Genomic DNA, 26,393 nt, shown 5'->3' with positions numbered 1-26,393 from the left:
TAATTTTATATATAAAAAGATCATCAATAAAAATGTGTTTAAAAATTTCTAACTAATAGTTAGTAACACCTTGCAACACTGTTTTTGATCTTTTTCAAAAGTTTCTATCGCTTGAATGACTTGCATATAATCGAATTGATGTGTGATTAACTTTTGCGGGTCAATTAATTTTTTCTTAAGCCAATCAATTACAACTGGAAATTTATTAGCATTTAATCGAGATGAAAAAATAGATAATTCTTTACTTGTAATACCTTGCTGAGTTATCTGACAGGCATCACTTGAGAACCCCATAATCAAGATTCTTGCTGCTGGTGATGCAATACTAATTGCTTCTTGCAAAATGGATGGATGACAGGCTGCATCTATAATAACCGTCGGTTTAATATTGAGCTTATCCAGTTCATCTTTTAAAGATAAAGAGGTATTATTTATTACTCTGTCAGCACCACTAATTTTTGCCATATTTAAACGTTCTTCAATTCGGTCAACAACAATGACCTCTTTAACGTTATAAACACCTTTTAACGCTTGTACTGAAGTTAGTCCCATTGGGCCTGCACCATAAATTAGTACAATATCATTTTCAGTTGGTTTTAAATGGCTGGTTGCATTTGCTGCGATAGTAAATGGTTCAATCATCACTGCAAACTCATCACTAATTTCATCTGGGATAACATAAGCATTTTTACTTGGAACTACTGCGTACTGACTAAATCCACCATCTCGATGAACCCCCAATACAGTGAGAGAGGTACAAACATTAGGACGACCAACTAAACAAGAATAGCAGTGCCCACAACTAATAACTGGATCGACAGATACTCTTTCTCCAATTCTAGATTTATCAACCCCTTCACCAACTTCATCAATCACACCAAAAAATTCATGACCAATAACTCGTGGATATTTAACAAATGGGTTATGTCCGCGGTATATATGGCTATCTGAACCACAAATACCTGCTAATTTTACTTTTACTCTTACTTCTCCATTTGCAGGCTGAGGAACTTCTCGTTCCTCAATTACCAATTCATTAGGTTGTTTGATTACAATACTTTTCATATCACCTCCTATAATTTACCAATTCCACAACGTGCCATCTTCTAAACGAGCAATCGGTAAGTAAGCTGGTTTGTATGGATATTTTTCGGCAAGTTTTTCATCGAAATCGATACCAAGGCCTGGTTTATCGCTTGGGTGCATATAGCCATCATTAAAAGTCCAGTTTGGTGAAAAGACTTCCAGCATTTGCTCTGAATAACCCATAAATTCTTGCACACCAAAATTAGGTACCCACATATCAAAATGCAGTGCGGCTGCATGGCAAATTGGGGATAAATCAGATGGTCCGTGCGATCCTGTTCTTACTTGATAAAGTGCAGCAAAATCAGCAATACGACGCATATGAGTAATACCGCCTGCATGGGTAATTGTGGTTCGAATGTAATCTATCAATTGCTCTTGAATAAGTTGTTTGCAATCCCATATACTATTAAACACTTCACCAACTGCAATTGGGGTGACCGTGTGTTGACGTATTAATCGGAAACATTCTTGATTTTCAGCAGGCGTTGGATCTTCCATCCAAAACAGCCTGTAATCTTCTATATTTTTCCCAAAACGAGCCGCTTCGATTGGTGTTAAACGGTGATGCATGTCATGTAGTAAATGCTCATTAAAACCAAATTTATTGCGTACGGCATCAAATAATTTAGGCATAAAATCGAGGTATTTCTCTGTTGCCCAACATTGTTCTTCTGGGTAATTGCCACGCGTGGCCGGTTCGTAAGCTAGGTTTTTCCCTTTACTTTGACCATAGGTTGTCTTCATACCCGGTATGCCACATTGCACACGAATTGCTTTAAACCCCATTTCCTTATGTTTAGCATAATCATCTAGTGCTTCCTCAATACTTGCACCAGTGGTATGACAGTAAACCATAACGCCTGTGCGTGATGCACCACCTAATAGCTGGTAAAGAGGCATGTTTGCTAATTTGCCTTTAATATCCCACAGAGCCATATCAATGGCCGAAATAGCTGACATAGTCACAGGACCACGACGCCAATAGGCGCCTTTATAGAAATATTGGAAGATGTCTTCTATTTGATGCGGATCGCGCCCAATGAGTTGAGGGCACAGATGATCTTTAAGATAAGAAGCTACAGCTAATTCACGTCCATTAAGCGTTGCATCACCAACACCATAAACTCCTTCGTCTGTGGTGATTTTTAATGTGACAAAATTTCTTCCTGGACTGCATACAAAAACATCTGCTTTTATAATTTTCATTCAATACCTCTTGCGTAAATTTAGACGTTATTAAAATAACAACATAAATACTACCATACAAGTAGAGTTGTATGCTTTTGTGAAATCAATCACAGAAAAACTGTTTTTTGTAAAAAAGTTTCATAAAATATAGTGTTTAAGTATAAAAGAGGGATAAAAAGAAGGTAAAACCGTAATGATTTCTTCTTTTCAGTGTATTAACGGTATAATAAAACCAGTTACGACTGGATTTTAACTGTTACAGTTACCAGTGTTTAAATCAATGTGCTTTGTAATTAATGGACTGTATTTTGATATTATTAATAGATAATTATGATTCTTTTACATTTAATATTAGCGATTATTTATGCCAAGTTGGCGCCGAAGTTAAAGTTATCAAAAATGACCAACTAACAATCGAACAAATAAAAGAACTAAGCTTTTCTAAAATTATCATTTCTCCTGGCCCAGGGGCACCAATTAATGCAGGAATATCACTTGCTGTGATTGCTGAATTTGCTCATATTTGCCCGATATTGGGAATTTGTTTAGGACATCAAGCCATTGCACAATATTATGGTTACCGCATTGCCAAAGCACCAATACCGATGCACGGTAAAGTCGATGAAATAACGCATGATAGTCAGGGGGTATTTGAAGGAGTCAAAAACCCGCTTTCAGTGGTTCGCTATCACTCATTAATTGCATGTGATAATTTTTCACAAAAAGATTCTCACCTGATTGTAACCGCTCGAAACAATCAAGGGTTGATTATGGGATTACGTCATAAAACGTTACCCATTGAGTCAGTTCAATTCCACCCTGAAGCGATAAAAACCGAATCAGGTTTACAAATGATTAATAATTTTGTCCATGAGCAATCTTAATATGAAAATTTATATAGATTTTGAAGGTCAGCATAAATATTTTTGCAATCCTATCGCCATTTTAAGATCGAATGATTACTCGACAATTCAACAACAATTCGAATTAATCGAAAAATTTACCCAACAAGGTTTTTATGCGGTTGGGTATCTCGCTTATGAAAGTGCAATGGGGTTAAATAGTGAAAATAAAACAAAATATAATGATGAGGTCCATCAAGGTTTGCCACTATTGTTATTTGGTATTTTTGATCATTTTTCTATGGTTGAACAAGTAGAACTCAATGATTATACACCGCCAAGCTTTAATTTAATAAGCGATACATCAAGAGATGAATATAATCAAAAAATTGACTTTATTCGATCACAAATTGAATCAGGCAATACTTATCAAACCAACTATACTATTCAATTTACCGCACCATTTAATGAAAGCGCTATTAATTATTACCACTTTCTACAAAAAAACAATCAGGCAGATTATTGCGCTTATCTTGAGTTTGACGATTATCATATTTTATCGATTTCACCGGAATTATTCTTTAAGTTAGACAATAACATTATTACGACAAAGCCAATGAAAGGAACAACCGCACGCGGCTTAAATAATCAACAAGATAAACGACAATTAGAGTTGTTATTTTCTGAAAAAAATCAAGCTGAAAACATGATGATTGTTGATTTGTTGCGTAATGATTTAAGTCGCATTGCAAAACCAGGAACGGTGACAGTGCCTAAATTATTTTCAGCGGAAAAATATCCAACCGTTTGGCAATTGACTTCAACGATTCAAGCTGAAATGAAGGAAGATGTCAGTTTATATCAAATTTTTCAAGCCCTATTTCCTTGTGGCTCAATTACTGGTGCCCCAAAAACCAGTACCATGCAAATTATCGCAGATATTGAAAACTCACCACGGGGGGTTTACTGTGGAACAATTGGCTATATTGAACCTTATATGAATAAAGCTATATTTAATATCCCAATTCGTACATTAACCATACACAATCAACAGATGAGCTATGGTGTTGGTGGTGGGATCACTTGGGATTCAACATCTCAAGACGAATATAGTGAGATCTTAGCGAAAACAGCCATTTTGAATCGCACTATTTCTACCCCAAAATATATTATTGAATCATTGTTGCTTGAAAAAAGGCAATTTTTATTATTAGATGAACATTTAAGCAGACTTGCTCAATCAGCTAATTATTTTGATTTTAACTGTGACATTCATGCAATTAAGATGCAACTTATTAAGTTAGCAAATTCAATGCCTAACAACCTTTATAAAGTGAGAATTTTACAGCAAAAAGATGGGTACTATACCATTAGCCAAGATATAATTAATAACCCAATGAAAATTAATGAAATTAATCTGGCAACACAATGTGTTAATACCCAAAATGTGTATTTATATCATAAAACTTCCAATCGTGAGCACTTCCCAGATTTAACTGTAGGAAAAGAATATATTAATTTCAATCAATACAATGAGATAACGGAGTTTGTTAATGGTAACCTTGCGCTATTGATTAATGATCAATGGGTGACACCTAAAAAAGAATCGGGATTATTAGCAGGAACCATGCGACAATTTTATTTGGCTCACAATCAATTGTTAGAAAAAACGATTTTAAAAGATGATCTGGTAAATGCCGAAAAAATCGCTTTTATCAATAGTGTTCGTAAATGGGTAGACATTGATGATAAAGTTTTTAATCAATTCAAATTGTCGCTAAAATCTATTGCCATTTAAGTTTAGACATTCCGTCAGCACGCTGACGGAATGTCAGTGTAACACTAATGTTTTATTGAGTTTGCAAAGTCTAGCTCTTCATCTTGCCATCCTTTCGATAGCGCTTTAACTAAAGCATCATAGCCATTGGTTGCTAAAGGAACATGGCGTTCAAATGGTTTTGTTTCAATATTATTTTTATTGTCAGTAACAACCCATCGCCCCTTAATCACCGCATCTCCCGTATAACTACCATAAAAGCCATCTATAAATAATTTTACCGTTATTGTTGGTGTTGTAATTGATTTACTGGACACTAAATAATTGGGTAACATAGCAGTTAAATCCTGCGTTAATCTGTCTTGTAATTGCTGAGATAGCGTCGATATCCATAAATGGTTGGTGGCTGTTTCATATTTGATATTATCGGTTTGTAATACAATGCCAGGTTTATTTAAAAAACTCGCCACATCAATTGACTCAATCCAAATAAATTGATTCGTGGTTTTCATATTTTGCGATACAGGAATCTGTAAATTGCTAGTGAGTTGAAAATAACTTTTACTTGGATTACTAGCTGAGCAACCCACTAATATGGTAAATAATGGTATAAATATAGCTATAAGTAACTTTTTATATATTCTGTTCATTATTTTTTACCTTTTGCTTGAGGTTCTTGATCTTTCTTCGGTGGAGCAGAAAAAATTAGTGCATTACTCTTATCATTAAGCGTATTGAGTAATGGAGTCAGTTCATCCATCATCTGTTGCACTTTTTGTAAACTCTCTTTCATTTGATTGTTGAGCTCAGAACCTGGTTGTAATTCTTTCATTGTTTCATTTAATGAGCGCAATGTTTTTTGTAGATCTTTTGGCATATTCTGCATCTCTTTGCTTGCCATGACTCGATTTAATGAATCCATTAAGCGTTGGCTTGAAGCAAGCGATTGATTAAGCTGTGATACCGTATTATTAATAGGCAAATTATTAAAATTATCTAATAATTGCATAACTTTTGATTGAATTTGCGCAATTCCAGTTGAAGTCGCCTCAATAGTATCGTAACCAAACTGTTTTGCCATTTTTGGATCAAATTTATTTTTCAAATCAGGATAAAAATCAAGGTCTATATACATCGCACCTGTGAACATGTTTGATGTTTTTAACGAAGCCCTTAATCCATTTTCTTGTTCTTTCATAATCAATGCGGCAATATCAATTTTTTCATCAACTAATTCAGACAAGCGATCTGGTTCAATTCGAATTAATATTGGCACTCTTTTATTTAAAATTGATGATTTTTCTAACATTTCTGCAGTATAAAATGGTACTTTAGATACTGTACCTAGTCTAATACCATGATATTCAACGGGTACACCTTCTGATAATCCAGATATAGAATCAGAAAGCATGACAAGAAATTCTTTATATTCAGTATATTGTGAATCTTTAATAGCTTTTTTATCTTCATATAATTTATAAACTGCATTTTGTTCGGCAGGAGCACCTAATTTAGAGCCATCAGGTAAATCAAAACTGATTCCGCCCGACATTAACACATCTAAAGAAGGAACATCTAGGCTTGCACCTTGAGATGAAAGTGTTAAATTTATTCCACCTTCTTTCCAAAAACGAACATTTTGTGTTACTAGTACATCGTAAGGTTTTGTAATAAATATTTGATATTTCATTTTACGCGCTTCAATATCAAATTCTGAGGTCTCAACATTACCTACACGATAACCATGAAACATAACAGAAGCACCTCGAGGGATCACACCATTTTGCTCACTTTCTAAATTTAAACGAATCCCTTTAATACTTGGGTCAGACAATGGTGGCGTATCCGAAAGCACGAAAGGTTTATGTTGAAAACTATGTGTATCGTTTCCCGCAACTAATTCTATATAAACTCCCGATAAAATAGTGCCTAGTCCAGTTACTCCATCACGACCAATTTCAGGTTTAACAACCCAAAAAATTGAATCATTTTTAAGTAGCGGAGCCATGTCATTATAAATACGACCTTTTATTACTACTTGCTTGTAGTCATCAGATAAAGTCACTTCATCAACTATACCAACATCAACACTCCGGTTTTTAATTACCGTTTTTCCGGCAATAATGCCATTTGCGTCTTTTGCAAGCAATGTAAATGAGATACCTCTATCGGCAAAATGGGCATAGATTATCCAAATACCCACAATTGCAGTAACAATGGGAATAATCCATATTGCTGAAATAGCTCTAATTTTAATTATTTTTGCTAATTTACTTGATGTTGCCATATTGTTCCTATTGATTTATTTTCTATTTTTCGGACGATCCCAAATTAACCGAGGATCAAATTTTTGTGATGCAATCATCGTGATAATAACGACAGTTGCAAAAAATGTAACACCAATATCTGGGTAAACGCCCATCATTTGCTGATTTCTAACTAAAGAACAAATAACAGCAACAACAAATATATCAATCATTGACCATTTACCAATAAACTCAACAGCAGTGTACAATCTTTTCATTCTTAAGCAATGTTGTTTATTTTTTCGTTTTACTGCTAGTGCAAAATAACAAAGCCAACTAAGTGAAATAATCTTTAAAATTGGAATAACAACACTAGCAATAAAAATGACAAGTGCAACAGGTATATCACCGGCTTGCCACATATAAATAACACCATCCATAATAGTGGAGGTTGATGACGATCCAAATACAACCGTTATCATAATTCCAAATAAATTAGCGGGAATGTAAAGAATTAATGAAGTAACCAATAAGGCTAGGGTCCATTGTATTTTATCACGATCTCGGATATTGCTTTTTTGTTTACACCTTGGACATTTTACATAATGTACTGGCAATATAGCCTGACAGCATTTGCATAGTTTTAAATTTTGACAAATGCCTGTTTTACCGACTTTGGGTGTATCGGTAGCAAAATTACTACGATGAATTTCGTTCCAAATTGTTTCTGGAGAAAAAATCACTAAAGACTTTATATAAAAAAAGACAAATAGACAGAATGCCCAAAATGTGCCTGTCACACCAATACTGCCATAACTCATTAATTTAACAAAACTAACCAAAATACCAGTAAGAAATATTTCAGGCATACACCAATGTTGACACTTTTCATAAACAACAAGCAAATCTCGTTTACGATACTTTGTTAACTGTAGTTTGGAACAGAGCAAAACAATAATCGATAAATTAAATATAGGAAAAAGTAAAACAAACAAGATAAAAAGCGCTGAAATATAGCTATAATTATCAGAAAAAAGAGTTTTAGGAATATCTAATACGCTAACACCGATGAAATTACCCACAATACGAATATCAATAAAGATAAAACCACAAGCTACAATAATCATAATTAATGAACATATTGCATACATAACTGCGCTAAACTTCATATTACTATTATTTTTAGCTAATGTTGCGTTACAACGCGGGCACACAGCTTTATGCCCTACCGTTATATCCGATAATTCGATGACCAAATCACAGTGTGAGCATAAAACATAATGTTGTCTATCAATAATCATTATTTTCCTTTATTTGATGTACATTTTAACCTATAAAAATATTTGTAATTAATATTACAATTAATTATAAATATTTAAATAAATAAAATTAGGTTAAAAACACTTCAAATCTCATTTTGTCAAATTGAATTTTTTGTAAGTATTGCTGAATTAAACTAGTAAAATTTGATTATTATTAGATGTTATATATAACAATTTTTATAAAATACACCGCTTTTCTTATTTATATTTAAACAATCATTATTGGTTTAAAATTGTTTGAGTATTATAATCATAAAATGAATAGAATAATCCAATAAATTTAATCTTGAATATTAATATTTCATCACCATCTGTTAGTTTCAACTATTACACCAAATGGACTATTGGTAAAAAAACTGTGAATAAGCTCCCATAACTAATTGACTGTTTGTGTATAAAAAAACTTGATACTGTATAATAATACAGTATAATATATCCATATCCTAACTCATTGGAATTTTATAATATGAACGAAAATAAACAACGCGCACTTTCCGCTGCATTAAGTCAAATCGAGAAACAATTTGGTAAAGGTTCAATTATGCGTTTAGGGGATACCCAAACGTTAGATGTGGACGCGGTATCTACTGGTTCTTTAGGTCTAGATATTGCATTAGGTATTGGCGGCTTACCAATGGGCCGAATCGTTGAAATTTTTGGACCAGAATCATCGGGTAAAACAACACTCACCTTATCGGTTATAGCACAAGCTCAAAAAGAAGGTAAAACTTGTGCATTTATTGATGCTGAACATGCTCTCGACCCAATTTATGCTGCGAAATTAGGTGTAAAAGTTGATGATCTATTAGTTTCTCAACCTGATACTGGTGAACAAGCACTTGAAATTTGTGATGCTTTGGTTCGTTCTGGTGCCGTTGATGTGATTATTGTTGACTCCGTTGCCGCTTTAACACCAAAGGCTGAAATTGAAGGAGAAATGGGCGATTCTCACATGGGATTACAAGCTCGTTTAATGTCACAAGCTTTGCGTAAACTTACTGCAAACATCAAAAATGCTAATTGTTTAGTTGTATTTATCAACCAAATTCGTATGAAAATTGGTGTAATGTTTGGTAATCCTGAAACAACAACCGGTGGTAACGCACTTAAATTTTATGCCTCTGTTCGTCTTGATATTCGTCGTATTGGCTCAGTAAAAGAAGGCGAAGATATTATTGGTAGTGATACTAGAGTAAAAGTGGTTAAAAACAAAGTTGCCGCACCATTTAGACAAACTGAATTCCAAATTTTGTATGGTTGTGGGATTTCAAAAGAAGGTGAACTAATTGATTTAGGAGTCAAACACAAATTGGTCGATAAAGCTGGCGCATGGTATAGCTACAATGGCGAAAAAGTGGGTCAAGGTAAAGCTAATTCAATTAAGTTCTTACAAGAACATCCAGAAATTGCTAAAGAACTAGAAATCAAACTACGTGATTTATTACTAAATAGTCCGGCTGTTTTTACGGCTGATGACGAAAATATTTCATCTGAGGATGAAAGCATTGAATAATGAGAAAAAACTCAATAAATTAATCCTAAATAAAGCTGTGCAATTACTTGCACAGCGTGATCACTCTTCGTATGAGCTAAGCCAAAAAATAACATTTTTTTTTGCAAATAAACAACGATGTACAGATGAAGAATATCATGACCTGTTAGCCAAACTAAAAACAGAAATACGGGATGTAATTGAGCATTGTATTAATCAAAATTGGATTAATGATGAGCAATATATTGAAAAATATATTGTTATGCGTGCAAATAAAGGTTATGGAAAATATAAAATTGCAATGGAACTCAAACAACGAGGTTTATCAGTTGATTTAACTCAACAACTATTGCAAATGGCTAATATCGACTGGACTAATCTAGCATATGAACAATTGATAAAAAAGCTAAAACAAATTGATTCTAAAAATAACAATAAAAAACAAAAAGGTATTCAATTTTTAATGACAAGAGGTTATACGCAAGATGATATTAAAACAGTATACAATTTATTGACTTAAATAGTCATAATATCTAGAATACAATATATACAATTTAGTAAAACCGATTACAAATAAAAGCTCACTAATTCTTTTTCCTTATTTACTTGTAGTACTAATTAGCTCCACCCCAATATAAGAATATTTACTTTTCAACTTTTGTTGTAACAGGTATATTACTATATTTAAACATCTATCGTTTTATATGGAAGCATAAATGAAAAGCACAGCAGAAATTCGTCAAAATTTTCTTGACTTTTTCCGTGACAAAGGACATGAAGTTGTCGCAAGTAGTTCCCTTGTTCCACACAATGACCCAACATTATTATTTACTAATGCTGGAATGAATCAATTTAAAGATGTATTTCTTGGTATTGATAAGCGTTCTTATACTAGAGCAACGACATCACAACGTTGCGTGCGTGCTGGTGGTAAACATAACGATTTAGACAATGTTGGCTATACAGCCCGACACCATACTTTTTTTGAAATGTTAGGTAACTTTAGTTTCGGCGACTATTTTAAGCATGATGCAATACATTTTGCATGGGAATTGTTAACTAGCGAAAAGTGGTTTAATCTACCTAAAGATAAATTAACCGTTACCGTTTATGAAACAGATGACGAAGCTTATACAATTTGGGAAAAAGAAATAGGTATACCTAAAGAACGCATAATTCGTATTGGTGATAATAAAGGTGCCCCGTATGCCTCAGATAATTTCTGGCAGATGGGAGATACAGGGCCTTGTGGTCCTTGTACCGAAATTTTCTATGATCATGGAGATCATATTTGGGGGGGACCTCCAGGTAGCGCTGAAGAAGATGGTGACCGATTTATAGAAATTTGGAACATTGTCTTTATGCAATTTAATCGCCATCCTGACGGTACAATGGAACCATTACCTAAACCATCGGTCGATACTGGGATGGGACTAGAACGCATTGCAGCAGTATTGCAACATGTCAACTCTAATTATGAAATAGATCTATTCAAAAAATTAATTAATGATGCAGCTCATATTATTCAAACTAAAGATTTAGAAAGTAAATCTCTACGCGTTATTGCTGACCATATTCGTTCTTGTGCTTTTTTAATTTCGGATGGAGTATTACCTTCAAACGAAGGTCGAGGTTATGTTTTAAGACGTATTATTCGACGTGCTGTACGCCATGGGCATATGCTAGGTGCAAAAAATATTTTCTTCTACAAGCTTGTTAAACCATTAATTGATGTGATGGGAAGCGCAGCAGTTGAACTAGAAAATAATCGAAAATTAGTTGAAGACGCGCTCAAAATCGAAGAAGAACAGTTTTTAAAAACATTAGAACGCGGATTATTTTTACTTGATCAAGAACTAGCAAAACTAAGCAGTCAAATATTACCTGGTGATGTTGCATTTAAACTTTATGATACTTACGGCTTCCCGCTAGATTTAACTGCTGATGTATGTCGTGAAAAAAATATTACTATTGATGAAGCTGGTTTTAATCATTGCATGGAAGAGCAAAGAAAACGAGCTCGCGAATCAAGCTCATTTAATGTCGATTATAGCAATGTTATTAAACTTGATGATAAAACTGAGTTTTTAGGCTATCAGGCAACAGAATCCTTAGGAAAAGTTATTGCTATATTTAAAAATGGCCAGAAGGTTGAAAATATTAGTGCTGGTGATGAAGCTATCGTCGTTTTAGACAAAACACCATTTTATGGAGAATCAGGTGGTCAAATTGGTGATAAAGGTTTATTAACTGCAGCTAATCTTGAATTTAGCGTTTTTGATAGCCAAAAATATGGTAAAAGTATTGGCCATTTAGGAAAACTAATTAAAGGTTCTTTAAAAATTGGCGATAATATCACTGCAGCTATTGATATCGAGTTACGCGAACGTATCCGCCGTAATCATTCTGCTACACATTTATTACAAGCGGCTTTACAACGTGTTTTAGGTAACCATGTTCATCAAAAAGGATCTTTAGTTAATGATACCTATCTGCGTTTTGACTTTTCACATAATCAAGCTATTACACCAGAACAAATTATTGAAATAGAGAACTTAGTTAATCAACAAATTCGTCGTAATTTACCAGTAGATATTGAGCTAATGCCTATTGATAAGGCTAAAGATAAAGGCGCTATGGCTTTATTTGGTGAAAAATATGAAGATATTGTTAGAGTTCTAACAATGGGCGATTTTTCAATTGAACTTTGTGGTGGTACTCACGTAGATAGAACTGGCGATATTGGTTTATTTAAAATAATAACAGAGTCAAGCATTGCATCGGGTGTACGCCGTATCGAGGCAACGTCTGGACAAAATGCAATAGATCTGATACATAACGAATCCAATTTATTAACTGAAATTGGACAATTAGTTAAAAGTGACAAATCTACAGTTATAACACGCATTGAACAATTGCTTGATCAAACTAAACTGCTTGAAAGAACGATTGAACAATTAAAAGCACAGAAAGCTAGCCAAGAAAGTGCACAATTGATTAATCAATGTGAAACAATCAATAAAAAAAATTTGCTTATTGCTAAACTAGATAGCGTCGAAGCAAAATTATTACGGACAATGATTGATGATCTTAAAAATCAATTAAAAACAGGTGTAATTATTTTAGCTGCCGTTAATGATGGTAAAATTAATTTAGCTGCTGGTGTAACTGATGATTTAGTCAATATAGTTAAAGCAGGCGAATTAGTTTCTCAATTAGCATTAAAGATAGGTGGTAAAGGTGGTGGGCGGCCTGATTTTGCTCAAGCAGGAGGAACGGATCTCTCAGCGTTACCAGAAGCGTTATCTTCGGTGAAAAAAGAAATCAGTAGCAAATTACAAGCAAGTTAGCCATATATACTCAAATGTTTAATAATTAAATATTAGAGTTTTTCTTTAAAATTCCATCTTCTATTTTATAGATGGAGGCTAACGAAGCTATATCTTAAAATTGTTTGGATATATACTTAACTGATATTAGGAGATCTAATGTTAATTTTAACTAGGAGAGTAGGTGAAACACTAATAATTGGTGATGATGTAGTTATTACCATCTTGGGCGTAAAAGGTAATCAAGTCAGAGTTGGTATTAATGCACCTAAAGAAGTTTCTATTCATAGAGAAGAAATATATAACAGAATTCATCAGCCACAAGAGATAAACGATGAATTGCCCAAGTCCTGAGGGTAATATTGGGCAGTAAATAAACAACCAGCACGTATAAATAAAAAAATGTTTGACTTATTTTTTGTAAAAAGTAATATGTGCGCCACACATTATGATTTTGTTGTTTGAGCAAAGTCATAATGCTTTGGTGAGATGGCCGAGAGGCTGAAGGCGCTCCCCTGCTAAGGGAGTATGCGGTCAAAAGCTGCATCGAGGGTTCGAATCCCTCTCTCACCGCCATTTAAAAAATTAAAATATGCATCCGTAGCTCAGCTGGATAGAGTACCCGGCTACGAACCGGGCGGTCAGGGGTTCGAATCCCTTCGGATGCACCATTTTTTTACGTTCTTACCCGCATCCGTAGCTCAGCTGGATAGAGCACTCGGCTTCGAACCGAGCGGTCAGGGGTTCGAATCCCTTCGGGTGCGCCATTTAGGTTGAATCCCGATATAATTCTAGTATACTAAGCTCACAAATTTTAATATCAATAAATCAATCTACTTTTTGATTTATATGTTCTGTTATCTATATTAGAATAACAACGAAGTAGAAAGATATTCCCTAATTAATAATGGACATTATGTATGTTGGACCCAAATTTACTCCGAAATGAATTGGATCTTGTCGCTAATAAATTAGCGCGTCGTGGATTTAAATTAGATGTTGATGCTATTCGTCATCTAGAAGAAAAGCGCAAGGTATTACAAGTTGAAACAGAAAACTTGCAAGCTGAGCGTAACGCTCGCTCAAAAGCTATAGGTCAAGCAAAGGCTCGTGGTGAAGATATCACAGCTGTACGTGAAGAAGTCAACAAACTAGGTGAAAAACTTAATAGCGCAAAAATAGAGCTTGATACGTTACTCAATCAAATTAAAGATATTGCCTCTTCTATCCCGAATATTCCTGATGATTCTGTACCTGATGGTAAAGATGAAAACGATAATGTCGAAATATCACGTTTTGGTACACCAAGAACGTTTGATTTTCCAGTTCAAGATCACGTTGCATTAGGTGAACGTTTTGGTGGGCTTGATTTTGCAGCTGGCGTAAAGCTAACAGGTGCTCGTTTTGTGGTTATGAAATCACAAATAGCACGCTTACATCGTGCTATCACCCAATTTATGTTAGATTTACACACCGAACAACACGGCTATGCCGAAATTTATGTGCCTTATCTTGTAAATCAAGCAACACTTTTTGGTACAGGACAATTACCTAAATTTGCGGGTGATTTATTTCATACTAAACCACTTGATGAAGAAGCAGACAGTAGCAATTATGCGTTAATTCCAACCGCTGAAGTGCCAGTCACTAACCTTGTACGCGATGAAATTCTCGATGAAAGTGTATTGCCATTAAAAATGACAGCGCATACTCCTTGCTTTCGTTCAGAGGCGGGATCTTATGGTAAAGATACTCGCGGCTTAATTCGTATGCATCAATTTGATAAAGTAGAATTGGTTCAAATTGTTAAGCCTGAAGAGTCTATGAAAGCACTAGAAGAGCTAACTGCTCACGCAGAAAAAGTATTACAATTACTTGAACTACCATATCGAAAAATTGTACTGTGTACTGGTGATATGGGCTTTGGTTCATGTAAAACCTATGATCTTGAAGTATGGGTACCAGCTCAAAATACCTATAGAGAGATCTCTTCTTGTTCAAATATGTGGGATTTCCAAGCTCGACGTATGCAAGCTCGTTATCGCAATAAAGCTGACAATAAAACATATTTAGTCCATACACTGAATGGTTCTGGTTTAGCTGTTGGTCGAACGCTAGTTGCAATTATGGAAAACTATCAACAAGCAGATGGTTCAATTAAAGTTCCATCAGTTTTAGTACCTTATATGAATGGTGTTGAGTTTATTAAATAAACGCGCCTTCTAATGTATATAATAGCGCTACTTGTTAGCGCTTTTTTATTAACAACGGTGGAAAAATGATAAAAGGTGTAGCACTTTCAATACTTGCATCATGTTTATTTGGGTTACTTTATTACTATCCAGTTTTGTTACATCCCTTATCTGTTGTTGATATTTTTTGTTGGCGATTACTAACCTCATTTCCTGCAATAGTTGTATTAATCATTGCAGGAAAACAGTGGTCAGCTATAACAGCACTATTTAGTCGAATAAAACAACAACCGCTTCTTTTATTGGGGTTATTATTTTCTTCGTTTTTGCTCACAATACAGATGATGATTTTTATCTGGGCACCACTTAATGCGCATGGATTATCCGCCTCATTAGGCTATTTTTTATTACCATTAGCAATGGTAATTTCTGGACAGATCGTTTATAAAGAAAAGCTCAGTTTTTTGCAAAAAATAGCCGTTGGACTAGCTGTATTAGGCGTTACTATTGAAATCTACATTACAGGAGCATTTTCATGGGAAACCGCTGTTATTGCTCTGGGGTACCCAATATACTTTATAATAAGGCGCAAATTGCAAATAGATGGCATTTCTGGCACCTTTTCTGACTTTTTGTTTATCTTCCTAGGGTGCCTAGTATATTGTGCTTTAAACTATCGTTTAGACAAAATAATCAGTGATCTTTCTCATTTCCATATTTATATACCTATGTTAGGCATCATCACTGCTGTAGCTTTTGCTATGTATTTTGTTGCAAGTCGCTTACTACCCATGGGATTATTTGGTTTATTGGGATATGTAGAACCCATACTACTGACAATTATTTCAATAGTATTTTTACATGAAACAGTCTCATCAAAGCATATTGTATCATATGGATTTATTTGGCTATCGGTTGGCATTCTAGCTTTGGAGGGTGGGATTTTTGTTATGCGAACAATAAAACGCAAAAGAATTTAATGGATACTAAAAGGCACAATTCATTGTGCCTTGTGTCAAACAGCTGATTTATTATTTACTAAAAGTGACATAATGGCCATAACTTTCTATGATGCCTTTGATTCTATCAAGCGTTTCTCTTGGTGGAGCTTCAACCCCTTCCAACTTATATTCATCGCCAAGTGTATCCCATTTATATGCCCCCATTTTATGGTAAGCAAGCAATTCTACACGCTCAATATTGTCCATCCCGTGAATAAATTGACCAAGCAAATGCGCTGAATTATCATCATCGGTCCATCCGGGAACAACCACATAACGTATCCAAGTTCGTTTATTGATTTTTTGTAAATATTTGGCAAACTCGAGAACCCGCTTATTAGGAACACCAACTAATTTTTGATGAATTTCATCATTGACTTGTTTTAAGTCAAGCATAACTAAATCAGTAACGTCTAAAAGTTCATCAACAACATGATCGAGCTGTCTTGCATAACCATTTGTATCTAAACAAGTGCTAATACCCTCTTGATGACAAGCTTTAAACCATTCTGTAACAAATTCAGCTTGTAGCGTTGCCTCACCACCAGAAGCCGTCACGCCACCACCATTAGGCATAATAAAACTCTTGTAAGAAACAATTTCTTTCATCAATTCATCAACAGTGACTTCTTTTCCCTCTTTTAAATCCCAAGTATCACGATTATGGCAATACAAGCAACGCATTAAACAACCTTGAAAAAAAACAATAAAGCGAATTCCAGGGCCATCAACAGTACCAAAGGATTCAAAAGAGTGAATGCGGCCTTTAATAGGTGATTTGGTTGTCATAATAATATTTTGTTGTTCCATAGATAATCTCTAATCATTGCCCATATTGCTTTTAATAATTTTAACGCCGATAGCATCTGGCTTACACCAATTATATTAATCGACGCTAATTATATTTTGTTTAATTATACCGAATAAATATCAACAGTATTCAATTATTATCATCATATTGATATTTAATAAAAGTTGACACCAATATTCTTTTAATCTTGATAAAAAAATAGCGCCCTTAAGGACGCTATTTTAATAATTAATTAACTCAATTACATTGCTTGCGTAAATGTACGACTAATTACGTCATTTTGCTGCTCTTTAGTTAAAGAATTGAAACGTACCGCATATCCAGAAACACGAATGGTTAACTGTGGATATTTTTCAGGATGCTCCATTGCATCTAATAATGTATCACGATTTAATACGTTAACATTTAGATGTTGACCACCTTCAATTGTTGCTTCGTGATGGAAGTAACCATCCATTAAGCCGGCTAAATTACGTTTACGCACATCATCATCTTTACCTAATGCATTTGGAACGATAGAGAAAGTATAAGAAATACCGTCTTTAGCATAAGCAAATGGTAATTTAGCAACAGAGGTTAATGAAGCCACCGCACCTTTTTGGTCACGTCCGTGCATTGGATTAGCACCCGGTCCAAATGGTGCACCAGCACGACGACCATCAGGAGTATTACCAGTTTTCTTCCCATAAACAACGTTTGAAGTAATAGTTAATACTGACTGAGTAGGAATTGCATTACGATAAGTTTTAAGTTTTTGAATTTTCTTCATGAAACGTTCAACTAGATCAACAGCAATATCATCGACTCGTGGATCATTGTTACCAAATTGTGGATATTCACCTTCGATTTCAAAGTCAGTCGCTAAACCATCTTCATCACGAATAGTTTTTACTTTTGCATATTTAATCGCAGAAAGTGAGTCAGCAGCAACAGAAAGACCGGCAATACCACATGCCATAGTACGAATCACATCACGATCATGTAATGCCATTAATGATGCTTCATAACTATATTTATCATGCATGTAGTGAATAGCGTTTAATGCTGTTACGTATTGTTTTGCTAACCAATCCATAAAGTGATCTAAACGTGCAAATACTGTATCAAAATCTAAATATTCATCAGTAATTGGCGCTTCTTTAGGACCAACTTGCATTTTTAATTTTTCATCCACACCGCCGTTGATTGCGTATAGAAGTGTTTTAGCAAGGTTTGCACGCGCACCAAAGAATTGCATTTGTTTACCCACAATCATTGGGCTTACACAACATGCAATAGCATAGTCATCATTATTAAAGTCAGGACGCATTAAATCATCATTTTCGTATTGTAATGATGAAGTATCAATTGATACTTTTGATGCGAACTCTTTAAATCCACTTGGTAATTTTTCAGACCAAAGGATAGTCATATTAGGTTCTGGTGATGGACCCATTGTATATAAAGTATTTAAGAAACGGAAAGAAGTCTTAGTAACTAAAGTACGACCATCAACCCCCATACCTGCGATAGATTCAGTTGCCCAAATTGGATCGCCAGAGAATAACTCATCATATTCAGGAGTACGTAAGAAACGAACCATACGTAATTTCATAACGAAATGGTCAACAATTTCTTGCGCATCTTTTTCAGTAATTAATCCTGCTTGAAGATCACGTTGGAAGTAAATATCAAAGAAAGTCGACGTACGACCTAATGACATTGCTGCACCATTTTGTGATTTAACCGCAGCTAAATAACCGAAGTAAGTCCATTGCACTGCTTCTTGTGCTGTTTTAGCTGGTGCTGAAATATCGTAACCATATTTAGCGGCCATTTCTTTAATTTGACCAAGCGCACGATGTTGTTCTGCGATTTCTTCACGACGTTGCATAGTCATTGCTAAATCAACACCGTTTTCGAAATCTGCTTGTAATGAATTAAATTGTGCAAATTTATCTTGCATTAAGTAGTCGATACCGTAAAGAGCAACACGACGGTAATCACCAATAATACGACCACGACCGTAAGCATCAGGAAGACCAGTGATAACACCTGATTTACGACAACGAAGAATATCTGGGGTATAGATATCAAAAACACCTTGGTTATGTGTTTTACGATATTCTGTGAAGATTTTTTTAACTAAAGGATCAAGAGTTCTGTTATAAGCTTTACAAGAATTCTCGATCATTTTGATACCACCAAACGGAATAATTGCACGTTTTAGTGGTTTTTCAGTTTGTAAACCAACAATTTTTTCTAAATCTTTTTCAATATAACCTGCATCATGAGCAGTAATTGTCGAAATAACACTTGTATCAAAATCCACAGGGGCATGGGTAGCATTTTCAATTTTAATGCCTTCCATTACTTTATCCCATAACTTAGTTGTCGCTTCAGTTGCGCCAGCTAAGAAAGACTCATCGCCCTCATATGGCGTGTAGTTCTTTTGAATAAAATCGCGGACATTAACATTATTTTGCCAATCACCATCTTTAAAGCCTTTCCAAGCAGCTGCTTGTACTTCGTTTAAATTACTCATAGTTTTTCACCTCAGGTTTACAAAAATATCTATTTATCCTCTTATATATGAGGGTAAATATTATAAAATCAATGCGGCTTACGTAAATATAAAGCCCAATAAGGTAGCGCCACAGCCAAACCACCTAAAATATTCCCTATTGTAACTGGAATCAAATTGTTAAATATAAAATGCGTTACTGTTAGCTCTTTAAATGCATCTGGTGATGCACCAACAGCTTGCCAAAATTCAGGAGAAGCAAAATTGTTAATGACAATGCCCATTGGAATCATAAACATATTTGCAATGCTATGCTCAAAACCGCTGGCAACAAACATGGCGACAGGTAATACCATAATGAGCATTTTATCGAGTAAACTACGTCCAGCATAACTCATCCAAGCAGCCAAACAAACCATTAAATTAGCGAGAAAACCAAGACACACAGCTTCAATAAAGGTATGATGTAGCTTATGATCAGCAGTTTGTAAAATATTCAATCCCCACAAACCATTAGCAACCATATACTGACCAGAAAACCAAATAACTGTGACAAACAGTATAGCACCAATAAAGTTACCGATATAGACAAAAATCCAATTACGGATCATTTTTGCCCAACTCACTTTGTGAGTCATTTTAGGTAAAATGGTTAATACGGTTGAAGTAAATAAGTCTGAACCACAACAAACAACCAGCATCAGTCCCAATGAAAAACAGATACCACCGACCAATTTTGCTAAACCAAAAGCAACAGTTGCGGTTCCTGTTGTTACGGTAATATAAAACACGAAAGCAATAGAGATAAAAACACCTGCAAGAATCGCAGATAAAACTGTGCTATATAGGGGTTTATTTACTTTGTAATTACCAATATCTTCGGCAATTTGGGTCATTTGTGCGGGAGAATAGGAATCTACAAGTTTATCGGTACTCAAACTAACATCCTCAAAAAAACTAGGGTTTTATGAGACGCATAGTATACTCAAAAATTGAGGCAGATCACGTTTTTTTTATGAAAAAATTTTAAAAATAAAAAAAACGCTGTTTATTAAAGAAGTTGCTAATAATAAAAATTTCATAGGGGATTTTTCTAGGAAAAAGTAGAATTTTTTGATTTGGAAACGTTCATTTTTTTACAAAAAATATAAAAAAACAAATAAAATCAACATATTTATCAAATACCTTTTACAAAAAGGCACCTCTTTTAGCAGAGAAATAAACTCACACTTATTAATGGGTTCTAGGGGAAGTTATTGCTTAACACAACTTTGAATTACTTTTGCTGGTTTAATTTAGATAAACGGTAGATTTTCGGTTCTGGTATTAATGATAAATTAATCCTAAAATACTACAGATCAACCATAATTTTGATTTAGCACCGTAGCTTTTTTGTTTTTTGTGTTGACGGAATATGCATAATTACCATCTGAGCCTCTGGCGTTTATCGCATATTTTGAATTTGATTTTATGTAAAAATGTTAAAAAGCTACCACTAAACTTATATATCTCCAAATATATTTTTATAATAATGATATATAAATTATATACATACCTAATTAAATGTGGTTTAATCGCATTTGTTACAACAATAAAAGGAATCAATACATATATTATTGATATAAAAAAACCCGCTTATAAGCAGGTTTCTAAGTATTCGACAATTGGCTCCTCCAACAGGACTTGAACCTGTGACATACGGATTAACAGTCCGCCGTTCTACCGACTGAACTATGGAGGAACACTCAACATGCAGAATATTAACTATCTATAACAACAATGTCAATCTCTAAAACACCAAACAGAATCAACTGCTCAGCTTGTAAGCAAATTCTGTGATTACTGTGTTAAAATAATAGATAAGTAATATAAAAGGTAGAATAAAATTGATGAAAAAAAATATTTGTGTTTTTTGTGGCGCTGGTGAAGGAAATCGTCCAGAATATCGTGCTCATGCTGAACAATTAGGTAAAATGTTAGCTGAGCAACATAGGCGTTTAATCTATGGTGGTGGTAATAAAGGCTTAATGGGGATTATTGCTAATGCAGTCTTGGCTCATGGAGGCGAGGTAATTGGCATAATCCCGGAACGTTTAGTTAAAGCCGAAACAGCTCACCACGGAATCACTCGTTTAGAAGTGGTGGATAATATGCATCAGCGCAAAGCAAGACTGTCTGAGCTTGCCGATGGTTTTATTGCTATGCCAGGCGGAACAGGTACGCTAGAAGAAATTTTTGAAGTCTGGACTGGTATGCAAATCGGTTATCACGAAAAGCCGGTGGCTTTATTTAATCCAGCTGAATTTTGGCAGCCTATGCTCAGTTTTTTACAACATGCTGTGAACGAAGGGTTTGTTCGAGATAGTTTTTATAAAACATTAATCGTTTCGGAAGATCCTCAATTGATATTACAACAAATAGATCACTTTATTCCTAAAGACTTACAGCGTTGGGTAAAAAAATAATGTATTATTGATGATAAAAAACGCCATCATTTGATGGCATTTTTTATTTATATTATCAATATTAAGCTACGGTTGTAGATTCTGATTCTGGTTTTTTAATAAATGCATATGCCACACCTGCAATAACAGAACCAGCAACAATAGATAACAGGTAGCCGACTACTGGTTTAACCACGCCAGGAATCGCTAAAGCAAATAAACCTCCATGTGGAGTCATTAGCTGAGAACCAAAGGCTAACGCCATACCTCCAGTGATAGCACCACCAATAATACAACACGGAATAACGCGCAATGGATCACGAGCGGCAAATGGAATTGCCCCTTCAGATATAAAGCATAAACCTAATACCAATGAAGCTTTACCACTTTCTTGTTCAGTTTTAGCAAATTTTTTGCGTGCAATAAGTGTTGCTAATCCCATAGCTAGCGGTGGAACCATACCTCCAGCCATAACTGCAGCCATTGGCATATATTGATGTGATGAAATTAATGTGGTTCCGAATAAATACGCTGCTTTATTGATAGGTCCCCCCATATCGGTACACATCATTCCCCCTAGAATTACCCCCAAAATCACAGCAGTATTTGGATTTGAATTCATCGAATTTAGCCATGAATCCAAGGAAGCCATTAACCATGCGATAGGTGCGCCAAAAATAAACAGCATCACTAAACCGGTTATTAATGTCGCAAATAGTGGTACAATTAGGATCGGTTTTAACGCCTCAAGTGTTTTTGGTAATGGTAAATATTTGGAAATACACATTGCTAAATAACCAGCAAAATAACCAATAAAAATACCACCTAAGAAGCCTGCTTGAGTCGATACCGCAAGTAAACCACCAACAAGTCCTGGTACTAAACCCGGTCTATCGGCAATTGAATAGGCAATATATCCTGCTAACAACGGTACCATGAGAGAGAAAGCCTCATCGCCAATCAGTTTTAAGTGCGGCTCCCCAACAAGTTCGTTTACTAATACTTCTTTTACTACTTCGACGCCATTTTCTAAGACTTTCACCGTTTTTAATACATCTTTAAATTCACCCAATGCAAATGATAGAGCAATAATCAAACCGCCAGCTACAACCATTGGTAACATGTACGAAATACCCGTTAAAAGGTGTTGATAAAATCCTTTTTTTTCTTTATTAGACTTAGCTACCGAAGCATTAGCACTTGGTTGATACACGGTTGCTTCTTCAAATGCCTTATCAAATTCTTGCGCAGTTTTTTTCAAAGCTGGGCCTGTTTTAGTGCGATAAAGTTTTTTGCCTGCAAATTTGCTTAAGTCGACATCAATATCACAAGCTGCGATAACAACATCAGCAGAAGCGACTTCTTCTGGTGTTAATTCATTCCCTACACCAACTGAACCACGGGTTTCAACTTTACACCACCATCCCCGTTTTTTGGCCTCTTCTTCAATCGCTTCTGCCGCCATAAAGGTATGTGCAACTCCTGTTGGACAAGCAGTAACAGCAACAATGCGTTTTACACCATGACTTGACGTTGATGTCGGTGCCACCTTAGCAGATTGTTCATAAACACTAGCTTTACTTTGTGCATCAGTTAAAATCTGTTTTGGATTAGCAAAAAGCTGATTTAAGTCTTCAACAACATAAACTTTTTTACCTACCACTGATTTATCACTAATGGTTCCCGAACCGACAGCGACAATAACATCTGCTGATCCAGCACTATCAACTACGTTTAAATTTAAGGCATTTGCCGCTAGAGCTAATTCAGCTTTAGCTAAACGTCCATTAACTGGACCTGCATGACTACCTTCAATAATATATATATTCATGAATACTCCTTATGCAGCAATTATTTCAATTTTTTCTAGCATATTATTTATAGCTTGGCGTTCAGCGATACCCACACCAGCCTGTCCAACCGATAAAGCCGCAACACTTGATGCAAATACTAAAGTGTCTTTAATTGATTGCTCAGTGATTAAACCATATATTAAACCAGCGACCATTGAATCACCGGCCCCCACAGTGCTAACTACTTGGCATTTAGGCGGTTTTGCTAACCATGCTTCATTTTTAGTGACCCATAATGCACCTTTACTTCCAAGCGAAATAATGACATTGTCTACGCCACCATTAACTAATTCCATAGCAGCTTTTTTTACTTCATCCAATGTAGATAATTTGCGACCAATCCACATTTCAAGCTCTTTATCATTTGGCTTGATTAACCATGGTTTTGCTTTTAATCCTGCTACCAATGCATCTCGACTACTATCAAATACAATTTTTGGACAAATCGCTTTAACTTGTTCCATCCAATTTGTAAATTTATCAAGTGATACTCCAGCAGGTAAACTACCGCTAATAGCAACCATATCAATGTCTTTTAACCATTCAAGCGAGTTTTTTACAAAGCTTTGCCAGTCTTGCTCACTGATAGTAAAGCCAGAAAAATTTAGATCGGTCACTTCACTATTTTCTTCGGTTAATTTGACATTAATACGTGTACGACCGTCAATTGTTTCAAATTTATCAACCACATTTAATGATTTAAATAATAAATTAAAGCCATCACGGTTTTCTTTACCTAAAAAACCACCAACAGATAATTGAACATCTAAATCCGACAAAACTTTAGCAACATTGATGCCTTTACCAGCAGCTAGTAACGCATTGGTTTGGACTAAATTAACATCGCCAAGCTCTACTTTTGAGCAAAAACCTAAAAGATCATAAGCAGGATTTAAGGTGATTGTTGCAATACGATAAGTCATTTAAACACCCTCACCTAAACCGTTTTCAATCGCTTTCCCAATTGCTTCAAGCGCTTGTTCGGCATCGTCGCCAACGGCGGTAAATTGTAATCGACTGCCTTTTTTAGCACCTAGTGCAACAATTTTCATTAAGCTCGTTGCACTTACTGGTTCACCTTTACCATCTAAATTAGCCACAGTCACTTTGCAGTTAAATTCTTTAACGAGTTTGACTAAAACCGACGATGGCCGGGTATGTAAACCGTTTTCGTTAGGAACAATAAATTCACAAGTGAGCCCGTCATTATTTAATCTTGTCTGTGATGCAGAATTTGAGGCTGATACCTGCTGCTCAGAAAGCAACAAATTAATGAGTTTATCAGCATTAGCTGATACTAGTTGGTCTAGTTTTTGATTGTAAACTAAAGAGGCAATATTACTGACAACGTCAGAAATAGCATCATCAACAACAGACATTGTGATAAGTAATTTAACCGGATTTCCGATTTCGTTTAGATTGCTAGTTGTACGGCTAATGGCAATGGCATTTTTTATATTGCCATTTTTGCTATCATTTAACCAAACACCGCTTCCAAGGTAATTTGGCTTGCTGTCTAACACGTCAGCAATAAAAGTTGCATTTACCGCATTTTGTTGTTTTAAACGCGAGGCATTCAATGCCTGCAACATAGCTAAACTGTCCGCGGGGATATCAAGTAGTAATGTTGACGAGTCAATAGTAAATTGGCTGTCTTGAGCACTTGCTTTGCCAGTTAAAATGGCAATGGCTTCATCGGTAGTTTGGATCTTTTTAATTCGTTCTTCAACACCATCTGCACTAAGTATATGGGTTAATTGTCGAAGCAATTCTAAATGTTCATCAGAACTGGCAGCAATACCGATTGCAAGATAGGCTTTTTCCCCCTCATCTCCCCATTCAACACCATTCGGGAAGCAAAAAACTTGCACCCCTGTTTTTTTGACTAAATGGCGAGTTTTGGTTGTACCATGAGGAATAGCAATACCTATACCCAGATAGGTAGCAGCTTGAGATTCTCGTTCAAGCATTCCGTCGACATAACCTTGTTCAACAAATCCTGCACTAGTTAAGGTTGCAGCAATTTTTTTTATCGCTTCAGTTTTATTAGTGGCTTGTTCATTTAAATGAATATTCTCTTTAACTAAATGAAACATATCATAAATACCTCAGGGTTAAATGTAGGCTGATTTAAAAATTCACACAAAAGCAAATCCTTTAACCAACCTTATTGAATCGTTTCAGCAATAATGAATTGATTAACATTAATTATCAAATAAATTATATCTATTAATAATTTATTTGTGATCTGGATCTTGTTTTTATTTAAACTATTTTAAAATAAATAATAAAATTGTTATTTAT

Annotated in this window: 20 protein-coding genes and 4 tRNA genes; 12 read left to right on the top strand and 12 right to left on the bottom strand. The window is 35.0% G+C overall.

Features of this window, described 5'->3' with window-relative positions; all coding sequences use genetic code 11:
- Positions 1-48: 48 nt before the first annotated feature.
- Positions 49-1,065: a Zn-dependent oxidoreductase gene (locus GA0061081_RS07255; protein ID WP_091349078.1), complete on the bottom strand. Its 1,017-nt coding sequence runs from the start codon at positions 1,063-1,065 to the stop codon at positions 49-51.
- Between the two features lie 15 nt (positions 1,066-1,080).
- Entirely contained in the window at positions 1,081-2,295 is a 1,215-nt protein-coding gene (manD, locus tag GA0061081_RS07250; protein WP_091349074.1) for a D-mannonate dehydratase ManD, read from the bottom strand.
- Between the two features lie 290 nt (positions 2,296-2,585).
- On the opposite strand from manD, the gene GA0061081_RS07245 reads away from it, so the two are divergent.
- Together GA0061081_RS07245 and pabB are read left to right on the top strand one after the other, a co-directional pair.
- A complete protein-coding gene (locus tag GA0061081_RS07245; RefSeq protein ID WP_091349173.1) occupies positions 2,586-3,161 on the top strand; it encodes an anthranilate synthase component II in 576 nt (191 codons plus the stop codon).
- A gap of 1 nt (position 3,162) precedes the next feature.
- Positions 3,163-4,917, top strand: coding sequence for an aminodeoxychorismate synthase component I (gene pabB, locus GA0061081_RS07240; RefSeq protein ID WP_167349327.1), 1,755 nt, complete (start codon positions 3,163-3,165; stop codon positions 4,915-4,917).
- 44 nt (positions 4,918-4,961) lie between these two features.
- Here the strand turns inward: pabB and GA0061081_RS07235 are convergent, their stop codons facing one another.
- The 3 genes from GA0061081_RS07235 to GA0061081_RS07225 are packed head-to-tail and all read right to left on the bottom strand — an operon-like array spanning position 4,962 to position 8,443.
- A complete protein-coding gene (locus GA0061081_RS07235; protein ID WP_091349066.1) occupies positions 4,962-5,546 on the bottom strand; it encodes a PqiC family protein in 585 nt (194 codons plus the stop codon).
- Positions 5,546-7,183: an intermembrane transport protein PqiB gene (gene pqiB / locus GA0061081_RS07230; protein ID WP_091349063.1), complete on the bottom strand. Its 1,638-nt coding sequence runs from the start codon at positions 7,181-7,183 to the stop codon at positions 5,546-5,548. The genes GA0061081_RS07235 and pqiB overlap by 1 nt, the downstream gene beginning before the upstream one ends.
- Positions 7,184-7,198: 15 nt before the next feature.
- Positions 7,199-8,443: a PqiA/YebS family transporter subunit gene (locus GA0061081_RS07225; RefSeq protein WP_091349060.1), complete on the bottom strand. Its 1,245-nt coding sequence runs from the start codon at positions 8,441-8,443 to the stop codon at positions 7,199-7,201.
- A gap of 487 nt (positions 8,444-8,930) precedes the next feature.
- Between GA0061081_RS07225 and recA the strand changes: the two genes are divergently transcribed.
- The 9 genes from recA to rarD all read left to right on the top strand — a co-directional run bounded on the left by recA (position 8,931) and on the right by rarD (position 16,457).
- Positions 8,931-9,977, top strand: a complete 1,047-nt coding sequence (gene recA / locus GA0061081_RS07220) for a recombinase RecA (protein WP_091349058.1) — start codon at positions 8,931-8,933, stop codon at positions 9,975-9,977.
- Positions 9,970-10,476: a regulatory protein RecX gene (locus GA0061081_RS07215; RefSeq protein ID WP_167349326.1), complete on the top strand. Its 507-nt coding sequence runs from the start codon at positions 9,970-9,972 to the stop codon at positions 10,474-10,476. The genes recA and GA0061081_RS07215 overlap by 8 nt, the downstream gene beginning before the upstream one ends.
- A 196-nt stretch (positions 10,477-10,672) precedes the next feature.
- Positions 10,673-13,306 (top strand): alanine--tRNA ligase, encoded by a 2,634-nt coding sequence (gene alaS, locus GA0061081_RS07210; RefSeq protein WP_091349051.1) that lies wholly within the window; start codon positions 10,673-10,675, stop codon positions 13,304-13,306.
- 138 nt (positions 13,307-13,444) lie between these two features.
- A complete protein-coding gene (gene csrA, locus GA0061081_RS07205) occupies positions 13,445-13,639 on the top strand; it encodes a carbon storage regulator CsrA (RefSeq protein ID WP_091349048.1) in 195 nt (64 codons plus the stop codon).
- Between the two features lie 129 nt (positions 13,640-13,768).
- Positions 13,769-13,861: transfer RNA gene (locus tag GA0061081_RS07200), tRNA-Ser, on the top strand.
- Positions 13,862-13,879: 18 nt separating this feature from the next.
- Positions 13,880-13,956: transfer RNA gene (locus GA0061081_RS07195), tRNA-Arg, on the top strand.
- Positions 13,957-13,975: 19 nt separating this feature from the next.
- Positions 13,976-14,052: transfer RNA gene (locus GA0061081_RS07190), tRNA-Arg, on the top strand.
- 153 nt (positions 14,053-14,205) lie between these two features.
- A complete protein-coding gene (gene serS / locus GA0061081_RS07185; protein ID WP_091349045.1) occupies positions 14,206-15,498 on the top strand; it encodes a serine--tRNA ligase in 1,293 nt (430 codons plus the stop codon).
- 65 nt (positions 15,499-15,563) lie between these two features.
- Complete coding sequence (rarD, locus tag GA0061081_RS07180; RefSeq protein ID WP_091349042.1) at positions 15,564-16,457, top strand: EamA family transporter RarD; 894 nt, start codon at positions 15,564-15,566, stop codon at positions 16,455-16,457.
- Positions 16,458-16,508: 51 nt separating this feature from the next.
- On the opposite strand, the gene pflA is transcribed toward rarD, so the two are convergent.
- The 4 genes from pflA to GA0061081_RS07160 all read right to left on the bottom strand — a co-directional run bounded on the left by pflA (position 16,509) and on the right by GA0061081_RS07160 (position 21,533).
- The gene (pflA, locus tag GA0061081_RS07175; protein ID WP_237410289.1) at positions 16,509-17,288 is read right to left on the bottom strand and encodes a pyruvate formate lyase 1-activating protein; all 780 of its coding nucleotides are present in this window, start codon (positions 17,286-17,288) and stop codon (positions 16,509-16,511) included.
- A 242-nt stretch (positions 17,289-17,530) separates the two neighbouring features.
- A complete protein-coding gene (gene pflB / locus GA0061081_RS07170; RefSeq protein WP_091349038.1) occupies positions 17,531-19,813 on the bottom strand; it encodes a formate C-acetyltransferase in 2,283 nt (760 codons plus the stop codon).
- A gap of 68 nt (positions 19,814-19,881) precedes the next feature.
- Positions 19,882-20,730 carry a formate transporter FocA gene (gene focA, locus GA0061081_RS07165; protein WP_238786092.1) on the bottom strand — a complete coding sequence of 283 codons (849 nt, stop codon included), beginning with the start codon at positions 20,728-20,730 and terminating at the stop codon, positions 19,882-19,884.
- Positions 20,731-21,457: 727 nt separating this feature from the next.
- Positions 21,458-21,533, bottom strand: a tRNA-Asn gene (locus GA0061081_RS07160).
- Positions 21,534-21,681: 148 nt separating this feature from the next.
- Between GA0061081_RS07160 and GA0061081_RS07155 the strand changes: the two genes are divergently transcribed.
- Positions 21,682-22,257, top strand: coding sequence for an LOG family protein (locus tag GA0061081_RS07155; RefSeq protein ID WP_091349035.1), 576 nt, complete (start codon positions 21,682-21,684; stop codon positions 22,255-22,257).
- Between the two features lie 61 nt (positions 22,258-22,318).
- Here GA0061081_RS07155 and GA0061081_RS07150 read toward each other — a convergent pair whose 3' ends face one another.
- Genes GA0061081_RS07150 through fruB form a run of 3 tightly spaced genes read right to left on the bottom strand, consistent with a single transcriptional unit; the run spans position 22,319 to position 26,185 of the window.
- Complete coding sequence (locus GA0061081_RS07150) at positions 22,319-24,067, bottom strand: fructose-specific PTS transporter subunit EIIC (RefSeq protein ID WP_091349031.1); 1,749 nt, start codon at positions 24,065-24,067, stop codon at positions 22,319-22,321.
- Positions 24,068-24,076: 9 nt separating this feature from the next.
- Positions 24,077-25,012, bottom strand: a complete 936-nt coding sequence (fruK, locus tag GA0061081_RS07145; protein ID WP_091349027.1) for a 1-phosphofructokinase — start codon at positions 25,010-25,012, stop codon at positions 24,077-24,079.
- Positions 25,013-26,185 carry a fused PTS fructose transporter subunit IIA/HPr protein gene (gene fruB, locus GA0061081_RS07140; protein WP_091348898.1) on the bottom strand — a complete coding sequence of 391 codons (1,173 nt, stop codon included), beginning with the start codon at positions 26,183-26,185 and terminating at the stop codon, positions 25,013-25,015.
- Positions 26,186-26,393 lie beyond the last annotated feature (208 nt).

The organism is Gilliamella bombicola, from assembly GCF_900094945.1.
Lineage (GTDB): Bacteria > Pseudomonadota > Gammaproteobacteria > Enterobacterales > Orbaceae > Gilliamella > Gilliamella bombicola.
Note: the sequence above shows the minus strand (reverse complement) of the source record. Positions and strands in the feature narration are given on the sequence as shown.